At 70.8% G+C, this 11,521-nt stretch carries 11 protein-coding genes and 1 pseudogene; 4 read left to right on the forward strand and 8 right to left on the reverse strand.

What is annotated here, in order from left to right; genetic code table 11:
- Positions 1 to 12: 12 nt before the first annotated feature.
- Positions 13 to 540 carry a gamma carbonic anhydrase family protein gene (locus DI624_RS02370; protein ID WP_291535793.1) on the forward strand — a complete coding sequence of 176 codons (528 nt, stop codon included), beginning with the start codon at positions 13 to 15 and terminating at the stop codon, positions 538 to 540.
- On the opposite strand, the gene DI624_RS02375 is transcribed toward DI624_RS02370, so the two are convergent.
- The 3 genes and pseudogenes from DI624_RS02375 to DI624_RS02385 form a co-directional block, all read right to left on the reverse strand.
- A complete protein-coding gene (locus DI624_RS02375; RefSeq protein ID WP_291535794.1) occupies positions 535 to 1,467 on the reverse strand; it encodes a bifunctional riboflavin kinase/FAD synthetase in 933 nt (310 codons plus the stop codon). The two genes, DI624_RS02370 and DI624_RS02375, sit on opposite strands and share 6 nt — an antisense overlap.
- A 1-nt stretch (position 1,468) precedes the next feature.
- Entirely contained in the window at positions 1,469 to 1,930 is a 462-nt protein-coding gene (locus tag DI624_RS02380; protein ID WP_291535856.1) for a MaoC family dehydratase, read from the reverse strand.
- 7 nt (positions 1,931 to 1,937) lie between these two features.
- A pseudogene (locus tag DI624_RS02385) lies at positions 1,938 to 2,786 on the reverse strand (TIGR01459 family HAD-type hydrolase); the annotation flags it as partial.
- Positions 2,787 to 2,887: 101 nt separating this feature from the next.
- Here DI624_RS02385 and DI624_RS02390 point away from each other — a divergent pair.
- Positions 2,888 to 4,021, forward strand: coding sequence for a mechanosensitive ion channel family protein (locus DI624_RS02390; protein WP_291535795.1), 1,134 nt, complete (start codon positions 2,888 to 2,890; stop codon positions 4,019 to 4,021).
- Here the strand turns inward: DI624_RS02390 and DI624_RS02395 are convergent.
- The 5 genes from DI624_RS02395 to DI624_RS02415 all read right to left on the reverse strand — a co-directional run bounded on the left by DI624_RS02395 (position 3,990) and on the right by DI624_RS02415 (position 9,762).
- On the reverse strand, positions 3,990 to 4,403 hold the full coding sequence (locus tag DI624_RS02395; RefSeq protein WP_291535796.1) for a hypothetical protein: 414 nt from the start codon (positions 4,401 to 4,403) through the stop codon (positions 3,990 to 3,992). The genes DI624_RS02390 and DI624_RS02395 overlap by 32 nt on opposite strands.
- Entirely contained in the window at positions 4,400 to 7,837 is a 3,438-nt protein-coding gene (smc, locus tag DI624_RS02400) for a chromosome segregation protein SMC (protein WP_291535797.1), read from the reverse strand. Before smc ends, DI624_RS02395 begins: the two co-directional genes overlap by 4 nt.
- 12 nt (positions 7,838 to 7,849) lie before the next feature.
- A complete protein-coding gene (locus tag DI624_RS02405; RefSeq protein ID WP_291535798.1) occupies positions 7,850 to 8,461 on the reverse strand; it encodes a thioredoxin domain-containing protein in 612 nt (203 codons plus the stop codon).
- 11 nt (positions 8,462 to 8,472) lie between these two features.
- The gene (locus DI624_RS02410) at positions 8,473 to 9,114 is read right to left on the reverse strand and encodes a DsbA family protein (protein ID WP_291535799.1); all 642 of its coding nucleotides are present in this window, start codon (positions 9,112 to 9,114) and stop codon (positions 8,473 to 8,475) included.
- Between the two features lie 96 nt (positions 9,115 to 9,210).
- Complete coding sequence (locus tag DI624_RS02415) at positions 9,211 to 9,762, reverse strand: DUF721 domain-containing protein (protein ID WP_291535800.1); 552 nt, start codon at positions 9,760 to 9,762, stop codon at positions 9,211 to 9,213.
- A 21-nt stretch (positions 9,763 to 9,783) separates the two neighbouring features.
- On the opposite strand from DI624_RS02415, the gene mutY reads away from it, so the two are divergent.
- Together mutY and DI624_RS02425 are read left to right on the forward strand one after the other, a co-directional pair.
- Positions 9,784 to 10,821 carry an A/G-specific adenine glycosylase gene (gene mutY, locus DI624_RS02420; protein WP_291535801.1) on the forward strand — a complete coding sequence of 346 codons (1,038 nt, stop codon included), beginning with the start codon at positions 9,784 to 9,786 and terminating at the stop codon, positions 10,819 to 10,821.
- An 89-nt stretch (positions 10,822 to 10,910) separates the two neighbouring features.
- Positions 10,911 to 11,501 carry a hypothetical protein gene (locus DI624_RS02425; RefSeq protein ID WP_291535802.1) on the forward strand — a complete coding sequence of 197 codons (591 nt, stop codon included), beginning with the start codon at positions 10,911 to 10,913 and terminating at the stop codon, positions 11,499 to 11,501.
- Positions 11,502 to 11,521: the final 20 nt, after the last annotated feature.

The raw sequence follows: 11,521 nt of genomic DNA on the forward strand, positions 1-11,521 counted from the left end.
GGTGGTGTTCTGATGACTGTCTACGCATTGGGCGACAGCAAACCTCAGCTTCCGCCCGAGGGCGAATACTGGGTGGCGCCGAGCGCATCGGTGATAGGGAACGTGATTCTGCACGCCAACGCCAGCGTCTGGTTCGGCGCGACCCTGCGCGGGGACAACGATCCGATCGTCGTGGGGCCGGACAGCAACGTCCAGGACGGCGGCGTGCTGCACACCGATCTCGGTTCGCCGCTGACGCTGGGGCGCGGCGTGACGGTGGGGCATCAGGCCATGCTGCATGGCTGCGAGGTGGGGGACTACAGCCTGATCGGCATCGGGGCGGTGGTTTTGAACGGCGTCAGGATCGGCCGGAACTGCATCATCGGCGCCAACGCCCTGATCACCGAGGGCAAGGTCATTCCCGACAACAGCCTGGTCATGGGCCAGCCCGGCAAGGTGGTGCGCGATCGCGACCCGGCCCACATCGCCGTGCTGCAGATGTCGGCCGAGCATTATGTGCAGAACTGGAAGCGGTTTGCGGCGGGGCTGCGGCCTTTATGAGGCGCTGAGCACGGCCCGCGCCTGGGCCGCATCGGCCTCGATCTGCGTCTTCAGAGCTTCCAGGCCGTCGAACGCCTCTTCGCCGCGCAGCCAGGCGACCAGTTCGGTCTCGATAGTCTGACCATACAGATCGCCGGCGAAATCGAGCAACCAGACCTCCAGCAGCGGCGTCTCCAGCGCGTACATGGGCCGCACGCCCAGGCTGGCGACGCCGTCGATCACGCGCCCGTCCGCCAGACGGCTGCGCGTCGCATAGACGCCGTAGGCGGGCCGCATATAGTCGCCCAAGGCCACATTGGCGGTCGGCACGCCGATGGTGCGGCCGCGCTTGTCGCCGTGGATCACCTCGCCCCGTATGGCGAAGGGACGGCCCAGGATGGCGGCGGCGCGGGCCATGTCGCCGGCCTTCAGCGCCTCGCGCACGGCGCTAGACGACAGTTTCAGCCCGTCGGCGTCGTCCAGGCGCTGAACCACCGACACGGTGAAACCAAGCCGCTCGCCATAGGCGCGCAGGGCCTCGGGCGACCCCGATCGGCCCTTGCCGAAGGTGAAGTCGAAGCCGACGGCGGCGTGGCGCACGCCCAGCCCCTGCGCCAGCACCCGCTCGGCGAACGCGACGTCGGTCATGCCGGCCATCTCGGCGTCGAACGGCAGCAGATACAGGATGTCGACGCCCAGCGGCGCCAGGGCTTGGGCCATCTGGTCGGCGGTCATCAGGCGAAAGGGGGCCGCATCCTTCTGGAACCAGCGGCGGGGATGGGGATCGAAGCTGACGACCCCTGCCGGCGCGCCCAGTCGATCGGCCGCCGCCTTCGCATCGGCGATGACGGCCTGGTGGCCCCGATGCACGCCGTCGAAGGCCCCGAGCGCGACGGCGGCGCCCTTGAGGGCGTCCGGCAGGTCGCGCCAGTCGCGAACGACCTGCATATCAGCGCTGGGACGGTTTGCGCCGGCGCGGGACGCGGACCACGGCGACGCCGTCCATGATCATGGTCTCGCCCACGAAGCCTTCGCAGCTCAGCTTGACCCGCGCGCTGTCGGCCTCGACATCGATCACCGTGATCAGGATGCGCACGACATCGTCGATCCGCACCGGCTGATGGAACGCCAGAGTCTGGGAGATGTAGATCGAGCCCGCGCCGGGCAGGATCGTGCCCACCACCGCCGATCCGAAAGAGGCGCTCAGCAGGCCGTGGGCGATCCGGCCGCGATAGGCGGTCTTGGAGGCGAAGGCCTCGTCCAGGTGAACCGGATTGAAATCGTCCGACGCCTCGGCGAACAGGCGAATGCGGTCCTCCGTCGCCACGACGATTTTCTCGGCCGCCATGCCGACGTGAAGTTCGTCCAGGATGTAACCACCGGACGGATGCTGCTGAACCAATTCGACCATGCAGCGCGGCGTAGCGGGCATAGGCCGTCTCGGCCTTCAGCAACTCGGCGGCGCGGGCCGGATCCAGCGTCCCGTCCGCTCCCTTGGCCTGGTCGCCGTGGATTCCCTGCGCGATGAACAGGCAGTCCAGCCCTTGCGCATTGGCGCCCATGACGTCGGTCACGACGCCGTCGCCGATGCACAGAACGCGGGAACGATCGACGGGCCGGCCCGACAGGCCTTCCGCCTCCTTGATCGCCAGGTCGTAGATGGGGGCGAAGGGCTTGCCGGCCATGACCACCCGTCCGCCCTGCGACGCATACAGATCGGCCAGGGCGCCGCCGCAATAGATCAGCTGGTCGCCGCGCTGGACCACCCGGTCGGGGTTGGCGCAGATCAGTTCGATGTCGCGTGCGGCTCCGACGGCGAACCGCTCGCGATAGTCCTCCGGCGTCTCGGTCGTGTCGTCCACCGGGCCGGTCACGGAAATGAAGGCGGCGTCCTCGGCGCTGGCCGCCCGCTCCAGCCCCAGGCCGGCGTACAGGGGCGCGTCGCGTTCGGGGCCGACGATCCACGCCGGACCCGGCGCCCGCTTGGCGAGTTCCGCCCGCGTCGCATCGCCCGAGGTGACGAAGGCCTTCCACGCCTCGCGCGGCACGCCCAGCCCGTCCAGCTGTGCGACCACGTCCGAGGCCGGACGCGGCGAATTGGAGATCAACACCACATGCCCGCCCTCGCGATTGAACCGCGCCAGCGCCTCGCACGGCGCCGCCCAGCTCTCGCGCCCATTATGGATCACCCCCCACACGTCGCAGAGCAGGATGTCATAGTCGCCGGCGACGGCGGCGAGATGAGGCAGGGGGCGGGGAAGGGTCATCGGGCGGTGGTAGCCGCTAGCGCCCAGCGACGAAAGCCTCCCTGTCGCGAACCGATGGACCAGACCCCTCAACCGTCCAGCTTGTCGTGCGTTAGAAGGTCATGCCGCCCGAAATCATCGCCCTGACCCGTCACGTTCGCGCCCTGTGGCATCGGTTCGATTGGCTGCCGGAATGGGCGGTGATCGGACTGGTGCTGTTGGTCTTCGTGGGCGGGGGCTGGCTGACGCACAAGGTCGTCTTCGCCGTTCTGCGCCGCGTGGTCAGGAACAAGGATGTCTTCTGGCGCGGGGTGGTCGAACGGGCGCGGGTCAAGCTGCGGGTGCTGATCATAATCATCGGCGTCGGCATCGGCGTGACCGTATCGCCGATGGCGCCCGAACCCTCGGCCGACATCCGCGCGGTGCTGCTGTTTCTCTTCATCCTGACGCTGGGCTGGCTGGCGTCCGGGGTGCTGGACATGTGGTCCGTCATGCACCTGAAGCGATACAACATCGCCGTCGAGGACAATCTGCTGGCCCGCAAACACCTGACCCAGACCCGAATCCTGCAGCGGGTGGCCAAGGTGATCCTGTTCATCGTCACTGTCGGCCTGGCTCTGATGACCATCGCCGGTTTCCGTCAGTGGGGCGTCAGCCTCTTGGCCTCGGCCGGGGTGGTCGGCATCATCGCCGGCCTGGCGCTTCAGCCGATCCTGACGAACATGGTCGCCGGCATCCAGATCGCCCTGACCCAGCCGATCCGCATCGACGACGCCGTCATCGTCGAGAACGAGTGGGGCAATGTCGAAGAGATCACCTCGACCTATGTCGTGGTCAAGCTGTGGGACTGGCGGCGGATGGTCCTGCCCCTGTCCTATTTCATCACCAAACCCTTCCAGAACTGGACGCGCGAGAACGCCCGGCTGATCGGCACGGCCTTCTTCTACGTCGATTACGAGGCGCCGATCGACAAGCTGCGCGAGGCGTTCGAGGGAATCGTGAAAGCCTCGAAACTGTGGGACGGCGATGTGCAGGTGATGCAGGTGACGGACATCACCGAACGCGTGTTGCAGGTCCGCTGTCTGGCCAGCGCCCGCTCGGCGCCCGTCGCCTTCGACCTGCGCTGTGAAATCCGCGAGAAGCTGATGGCCTTCATGCGCGACGAGTGCCGCGAAGCTCTGCCGCGCGACCGGATCGAGTGGCCGCAGGGAGAAGAGCGGCCGATCAGTCCGCCAGAGCCGACCGGCCCTGGCTGATCGCCTGGTCCAGGGTCAAGGTGCGGGCGGGCGGCGTCTCGCCGCAGGCCACGGCCAGCAGTTCGGCGGCGTCGCCGCCGGGCGCCGCGGCATAGGGCGGGGCCGTTTCGGGCGTCGCGGGGCCTTCGACGCCGTCGTCGCGCAGGGAAGCGAAATCCAGCCGGTCGACCGTCCTTGTTCGGCAGTCGAAGACCCAGCGCGACCAGCCGCCGATGTAGAGGACGTCGCCCACGTGGAACCCCTGTTCCGCCACCTGGAGGCTGCGCATCCGCGCGGCGTCGCCCTGGCGCACGATGGAGGCCACGTCCGCATATTGCGCGAAACGCCCCACGCCGGTCTGGACCAGGGCGGGATCGGACAGGGCCAGCAACATCGCGATCATGCGACCAAGGTCTCGGCCTGGTGCAGGTCCACGCTGACCAGCTGGCTCATGCCGCGTTCGGGCATGGTGACGCCGTAGAGGCGGTCCATCCGGCTCATGGTGACGGGGTTGTGGGTGATGACGATGAAGCGGGTGTCGGTGCGCGACCGCATCTCGTGCAGCATCCGGCAGAAGCGGTCGACGTTGGCGTCGTCCAGCGGGGCGTCCACCTCGTCCAGCACGCAGACGGGGGCGGGGTTGGCCAGGAAGACGCCGAAGATCAGGGCCGCCGCCGTCAGGGCCTGTTCGCCGCCCGACATCAGGCTCATGACCGACAGCCGCTTGCCGGGCGGGCAGGCGTAGATCTCAAGCCCCGCCTCCAGCGGATCGTCGCTTTCGACCAGCTTCAGCTCGGCCTGGCCGCCGCCGAACAGGGCCTCGAACAGGCTCTTGAAGTTGGCGTTGATGACGTCGAACGCCGCCACCAGCCGCTCGCGGCCCTCGGCGTTCAACTCGTCGATGCCGTCGCGCAGTTTGGCGATCGCCTGGGTCAGGTCGATGCGCTCGGACTTCATGCTGTTCAGCCGGTCGCCGTATTCGACCGCCTCGTCCTCGGCGCGCAGGTTGACGGCGCCCAGGGCCTCGCGCTCGCGTTCCAGCCCGTAAAGCAGGCTCTCGGCGCCGGCCGCGTCGGGGGGGCGGGCGACGGCGTCGTCGGTCAGCTTCCGGCCCAGGTCCTCCGGCGACATCTGGGCCGTTTCGCGCAGGGTGGTCTCGGCCTCGATCAGTTTCTCGGCGGCGGCCTCGGCGCGGGCCAAGAGGCCGGCTCTGGCCTCGCGGGCTTGCGACGCGGCGGTCTCGGCGGCGCGGCTGGCGCGGTCGGCGTCACCCGCAGCCGTATCGGCCGCCGCCATGGCGTCGGACGCGGACTGCTTCCTCTGTTCGGCGGCGGCCAGCGTATCCAGCAGCTTGCCGCGCTGTTCGGCGAAGCCCTGGGGGGCGATCTCGGCCTGTTTCAGCAGGGCGGCGGTCTTTTCCGCGTCCTTGGCCAAGGCGGCGATGCGGGCGGCGCTGTCCTTGGCGCGGCCGAGCCAGCCGTCGCGGGCGCGGGTCAGGCCGCCCAGCCGCTGTTCCCGCCCCTGACGGTCGCGAGCCTCGGCGTCGCGGTCGGATCGGGCGGCCTGGGCGGCGGCGCGCGCCGTGTCGGCGGCGACGCGGGCGCCGGCCAACGCCTCGCGCAGCCCGGCCAGGGTTTCGGACGGCGCATCCGTCGTCCGGGCGGCTTCAAGCGCCCCTTCCGCCTCTGCGACCTCGGCCGCCAGGCGGGCCACGGTGTCGTCCAGCGCCTGGGCGCGGGCTTCGCGCCGGGCCTGGTCGCGGGCCAGTGTCTCGACACGGTCGCGGGCGGCGGTCGCGGCCTTGTCGGCGGCGAAGGGTTTGAGGCGCGCAGCCTTCATCGCGTCCTCGGCGGCGCGAAAGGCGTCGGTGGCGGCCTTCTGCCGGGCCTGGGCCTGTTCCAGGGCGGGCTTGCCCTTGTCGATCTCGGCCTCCAGTTCAGCCAGTCGGGTGCGCTGGGCCAGGCGGACGGCGGCGGGGCGCGGGGCCTCCGCGCGGCTGACGAAGCCGTCCCAGCGATAGAGGTCGCCCTCGGTCGTCACCAGCCGGGCGCCTGTGGGCAGGCCCGGAGCCAGCCGGGCGGCGTCGGCCCTCGCCGCGACGCCGCACAGGGCCAGGCGGGCGGTCAATTGGTCGGGCGCCTGCACATGGGCGGACAGGGGTGAAACGCCCGCGGGCCAGACGGGGGAGGGAACATCCGCGCCGCCCCAGTAGGCGGCGGCCCGCGCGTCCAGCGCCGCGTCCAGATCGTCGCCCAGGGCGGCGGCCAGGGCGGCCTCGTAGCCCTTGTCGGCGCGGACCTTGTCGAGGGCGGGCGGATGGTCGCGCTTGCCCGTGACCAGCAGCTGGGCCAGGCCGCGCGCTTCGGTCTGGAGGCGACCCAGACGGTCCTCGGCGGCGCGGGCCGCGGTGCGAGCCTCCTGCTCGGCGCGGGCCAGGTCGCCGCGTTTCGCCTCGACGGCTTCGACGGCTTCGCGCGCGGCGGCCAATTCGCCCCGGGCCGCCTCCAGCGCCTGATGGGCGGTCTCGAGCTCCGGCGTTTCCAGCGGCCCCAGGGCCTCGCGTTCCCGCTTCGCCTGATCGTGCTGGGCCGTGACGCGGGCCAGTCGGGTCTCGGCGTCGCGCTTGCGAGCCATTTCGGCGTTGGCGCGGGCTTCGACGGCGGCCAGGGTTCCGGCCAGACGCTCGACCTCCCCATCGGCGGCCTTGCGGGCGTCCTCGGCGGCTTGGAGGGCCTTGTCCAGTTCGGGGCCGCGTTCGGGGGCGGCGGCGATCTCGGCCTTCAGCCTGGTCAGTTCGTGGTCCAGTCGGTCCAGTTCGCGTTTCGCGTCGGCGGCCATAGTCTCTTCGCGTTCGACGTCGGCGGCGATGCGCGCGGCCTCGGCCTTCAGCCGATCGACCTCGGCGCGGGCGGCCTGTTCGGCCATGTCCAGCCGGTCGCGTTCCAGGCTGGCCCGATGCAGCAGGGCGGAGGCGACGGCGTCCTCTTCCCGCGCCGGTTTCAAGGCTTCCTGGGCCGCCAGGGCGGCGGTCTGGGCGGCGGCGGCGGCGGTCGTGGTCTCGGCCACGGCCTGGTCGGCCTGGCGCAGTTCGGCGGCGGCGGCCTCGGCGGCCAGGCGCGCGTCGTTCCAGCGGACATAGAGCAGGGCGGCCTGAAGGGCGCGGATCTCGGCGGAGATCTTCTTGTACTTTTCGGCTTGCCGGGCCTCGCGCTTCAGCCGGTTCAGCGCCGTCTCCAACTCGCGGCCGATGTCGTCCAGGCGTTCGAGGTTGGTCTCGGCGGCCTTCAGGCGCAACTCGGCCTCATGCCTGCGGGTGTGCAGGCCGGCGACCCCACCCGCCTCTTCCAGGATGCGACGGCGGTTCTGGGGCTTGGCGGCGATCAGTTCGGAAATTTGGCCCTGACGCACCAGGGCGGGCGAGTTGGCGCCGGTCGAGGCGTCGGCGAACAGCAGCTGGACGTCGCGGGCGCGGACCTCCTTGCCGTTGATCCGATAGGTCGAGCCCTGGCCCCGGTCGATGCGGCGCGACACCTCCAGCACCGGCGCGTCGGTAAAGGGCTGGGGCGCGCGGCACTGCGCATTGTCGATCGTCAGGCTGACTTCGGCGTGGCTGCGCGGGGGGCGGCCCGCCGCGCCGGCGAAGATGACGTCGTCCATGCCCTGGCCGCGCATGGCCTTGGCCGAATTGGCGCCCATGACCCAGCGCAGGCTTTCCAGCACATTGGACTTGCCGCAGCCGTTGGGTCCGACCACGCCGGTCAGGCCGGATTCGATCTGGACCTCCGCCGCATCGACGAAGGATTTGAAGCCGACCAGCCGGAGCCGCTGGAACTGCATGGCCTTAAGCGATCACCGACGCAGCAGCGGGTCGATGGCCGCCGACAGGGCCTCCAGCGAATGGTCCATGACGAGCGTCCCGTTGACGAAGAAGCTGGGCGTGCCGGTGACGCCCGCCGCCTGGGCGCCGGCGATCTGACCATCCAGGGCCGCGCGCGTCTCGGGCGCGCTGAGGCAGGTCTCGATCTCTGCGCGGGTCCGGCCGCTGGCGGCGACCCCGGCGGCGAACCAGGGCTGGGCGCCCGTCGCGACCAAGTTGGCCTGATCGCGCATAAAGACCGCCGCCACGTCGAAATACTTGCCCGGAGCGGCGCACAGGGCCACGGCGGCGGCCGCTGCGGCGACGTTGGCCGGCGCCGTCGGCAGGTTGCGGTGGACCAGCCGGACCTTGCCCGTGTCGATATATTTGGCCTTGAACGCCGGCAGGACCGTGTTGTGGAAATCGGCGCAGTGCGGGCAGGTGAAGGAGGCGTATTCGATCACCGTGACCGGGGCGTCCGCCCGGCCCAAGACATGATCCTGGGCCGTGACGGGCGGCGGCGCATCGGCGGCGACCGCGGACGCCGCCGCGCCCATCGACAGGGCGGCGGCTAAGGAGAGGGCCAGGACGGCGCGCCGGATCATCGACGGCGGTCCTACTTGGCCAGTTCGGCGTCTATCGCCGTGGACAGATCGGCCAGGCTGGCGCCCTCGCCGCCAGGGGTCAGGACCTGCTGGTCGTTGACGTAGAAAGCCGGGGTGCCGGTCACGCCCTGGGTGCGGGCGAACTGGACGCGCTTCTCCATGGCGGCGACGGCGTCCTTGTCGGTGACGCAGTCGTTGAACTGCTGCTCGGACAGGCCGGCGGCCTGGGCGGTGCGAAGCAGCCAGTCGCGCGGCGAGGAGGTCAGCATCTCCTGCTGGGTGGCCATCAGCTGGTGAACCACATCGAAATATTTGTCCGGGCCGGCGCAGCGGGCGACCAGGAAGCCGGCGGTGGCGGCGTCGACCGGCGGGGTCGGCAGTTCGCGGAAAACGTAGCGCACCTTGTTGGTGTCGACATATTTGGCCTTGAAGGCCGGCCAGGTGTTCTTCTGCCACAGGGCGCAGTGGGGGCATGTGACCGAGGCGTATTCGACCACCGTGACCTTGGCGCCTTCCGGCGCGCCCAGCGCCATGTCGCCTTCGGCCGCGCCCTTGGCGCCGCCGCAGGCGGCCAGAGCCATGGTGGCCAGGGCGGCGCCGGTGATGGCCGCGCGGCGGCTCATGCGGGCGAAGCGGGATTCAGTCTGGGCCATGGGGCTTCCTCGATCGGATCGTTGGCGAAGGGTGGCGCGATTCCCCCGGAACGGCGCAATCCTGAACTAGTCGAGAACAGGTGCGGCGAAGTTTTGTCAATCCTGCCCTTCGGCGCGTGAAAGCGCGGCCCGGCCCAGCAGCGCCAGGGCCGCGCGCAGTTCGTCGGGGGCCGAGGCGATGGAGGCGGCCAGGTCGGCCTCCGCCTGGGCGGGCAGGGGCGGCGGCTTGGCGCTGCGCCTGGGGCGAGCGGCGGCCTCTTTCAATGGGGCGACGGGGCCTTGGGCGATGCGCAGCCGATCCACCGACCCGGCGCCGAGGAACAGATTGACGCGGGCCAAGATGTCCTCGGACTGATGCTGGACCAGAAGGGCCGCGGCGCCGGCGACGCGCAGCTCCAGCACGCCGGGCTGGCCGCCCTTGCCCTTGGTCAGCTTCTGCGGCCGGGTGACGCGGGCCAGGCGGTCGCCGACGATCTCGCGCCAGCGGGGCTCCAGGGCGGCGGCGCCGCGCCCGAACTGCTCGTCCAGCTTCTTGATCAGAGGCGTCAGCGCCTTGCCGGCGCGCGGCGCGGGACGCGGCGCCGGGCGGGTGCGGCGGCGAGACAGGATCTCGCGGACCTCGGCGTCTGTGGGCAGGGTGCGGCGCATGGGCCTATATAGCGCGATCCCATGCCTGACGTCTCTCCCGACATCGTCTTCGTCCGCTCCCGGCTGCTGGCCTGGTACGACGCCCATGCGCGCAGCCTGCCTTGGCGGGCGACGGCGGGGGCGGCGCGGACCGAACCCTATCGCGTGTGGCTGTCCGAGGTGATGCTGCAGCAGACCACGGTGCCGCACGCCACGCCCTATTTCCACGCCTTCACAACGCGCTGGCCCAGGGTCGAGGATTTGGCGGCGGCCGAGGACGCCGAGGTGATGGCCGCCTGGGCGGGGCTGGGCTACTATGCCCGCGCTCGCAACCTGCTGGCCTGCGCGCGAGCGGTGGCGGGCAGGCATGGCGGCGTGTTTCCCGATACGGAGGCGGGGCTGCTGGCCCTGCCGGGGGTGGGCGCCTACACCGCCGCCGCCGTCGCCGCCATCGCATTCGACCGGGCGGCCAATGTGGTCGACGGCAATGTGGAACGGGTCATGGCGCGGCTGTTCGCGGTCGACGCCCCGGTTCCGGCCGCGCGGCCGGAGTTGCGGCGGTTGGCGGGGCTGTTCGTCACGGACGAGCGGCCGGGCGACTGGGCTCAGGCGTTGATGGACCTGGGGGCGACCGTCTGCCGACCCAAGTCGCCGGACTGCGCCATCTGTCCCGTCTCCGACCAATGCCGGGGTCTGGCGACGGGAGAGCCGACGCGGTTTCCGGTCAAGGCGAAGAAGGCGGACCGGCCGCGGCGCCGGGGCCTGGCCTATGTGCTGTTCGACCGCGACGGCCGGGTGGCGGTCCAGACGCGGCCGGGCAAGGGGCTGCTGGGTGGCATGCTGGGCCTGCCGACCAGCGACTGGACCGCCGAGGAGCCCTCAGGTCAGCCGCCCGTCCCAGCCGACTGGCGCACGGCCGGGGCGGTGGAGCACGTCTTCACCCACTTCAGCCTGACCTTGACCGTCCTGGTCGCGCAGGTCCAGTCGGCCGACGACGCCTGGCGCTGGATGGCGCCCGAGGCCGCCCGCGCCGCCCTGCCGACCGTCTTCGCCAAGGCGCTGGACCGGGCCTTGTCTTGAACCCCCAAGAGCGCCGAGAAGGTTTCCACCACCATCCGCTTTGACGCCAGATATTCTGGCCGCGTTCAAACACGGCGGCGCAGACGCCTTTGGTCGCCCAGAGTCTGGACCAGGCCTACGCCATCGTCGATTTCCAGACTTCGCGCTCAGGCCGCGACATCGCCCAGACGCTGCAAAGCCACCTGGCCCGTCAGGACGTGACGGTCGCGGTCCGCAACCAGGCCGTCGCCCGGATTCCCCGCGCGCCGGGACGCTTCACCCTGGTCGATCCGGCGGCCCCCGGCGGGTTCGGTCTGGAAGGCCCGACGACGCGCGCCCCGGCCGGCTGGCTGCGCCCTGTGCGCGCCGCGGTCTGCGACGGCGCCAGCTGGCGCGCCGATGTCGCTCCTCGCCGCCCGGGCCGCCTCGAGCAACGCTACACCCTGTGTCTGTTCCCCTATCGCGACGGGCGGCGTCGGGGACACCAGTTGGACATCTACGCCGCCACCGTGTTTCACGGCGACCAGGGCGCCGTCGCCCCGCCCCTCGACGCAGAAACGCCAGAGACCTTCATGCGCGGCGCGGTCCAGGCGATCGAGCATCTGACGCGCGTGCGGGGCGTCTGGATCGAGCATCGCAAGGCTGACCGCGACCGCCCCTTCACCCAGGGCGACGACGCGCTTTCCGCCCAAACTCAATAGCCAAGCTCTGGAGCCCTGAA

Origin of the sequence: Brevundimonas sp., from assembly GCF_003248455.1 — a bacterium.
GTDB lineage: Bacteria > Pseudomonadota > Alphaproteobacteria > Caulobacterales > Caulobacteraceae > Brevundimonas.

Excerpts from the sequence above, each read along its gene's own strand:
- DI624_RS02390 (WP_291535795.1), top strand. The coding sequence starts at position 2,888 with ATGCCGCCCGAAATCATCGCCCTGACCCGTCACGTTCGCGCCCTGTGG.
- DI624_RS02395 (WP_291535796.1), bottom strand. The coding sequence starts at position 4,403 with ATGATCGCGATGTTGCTGGCCCTGTCCGATCCCGCCCTGGTCCAGACC.
- DI624_RS02380 (WP_291535856.1), bottom strand. The coding sequence starts at position 1,930 with ATGGTCGAATTGGTTCAGCAGCATCCGTCCGGTGGTTACATCCTGGAC.
- DI624_RS02405 (WP_291535798.1), bottom strand. The coding sequence starts at position 8,461 with ATGATCCGGCGCGCCGTCCTGGCCCTCTCCTTAGCCGCCGCCCTGTCG.
- smc (WP_291535797.1), bottom strand. The coding sequence starts at position 7,837 with ATGCAGTTCCAGCGGCTCCGGCTGGTCGGCTTCAAATCCTTCGTCGAT.
- mutY (WP_291535801.1), top strand. The coding sequence starts at position 9,784 with ATGCCTGACGTCTCTCCCGACATCGTCTTCGTCCGCTCCCGGCTGCTG.
- DI624_RS02410 (WP_291535799.1), bottom strand. The coding sequence starts at position 9,114 with ATGGCCCAGACTGAATCCCGCTTCGCCCGCATGAGCCGCCGCGCGGCC.
- DI624_RS02415 (WP_291535800.1), bottom strand. The coding sequence starts at position 9,762 with ATGCGCCGCACCCTGCCCACAGACGCCGAGGTCCGCGAGATCCTGTCT.
- DI624_RS02370 (WP_291535793.1), top strand. The coding sequence starts at position 13 with ATGACTGTCTACGCATTGGGCGACAGCAAACCTCAGCTTCCGCCCGAG.
- DI624_RS02375 (WP_291535794.1), bottom strand. The coding sequence starts at position 1,467 with ATGCAGGTCGTTCGCGACTGGCGCGACCTGCCGGACGCCCTCAAGGGC.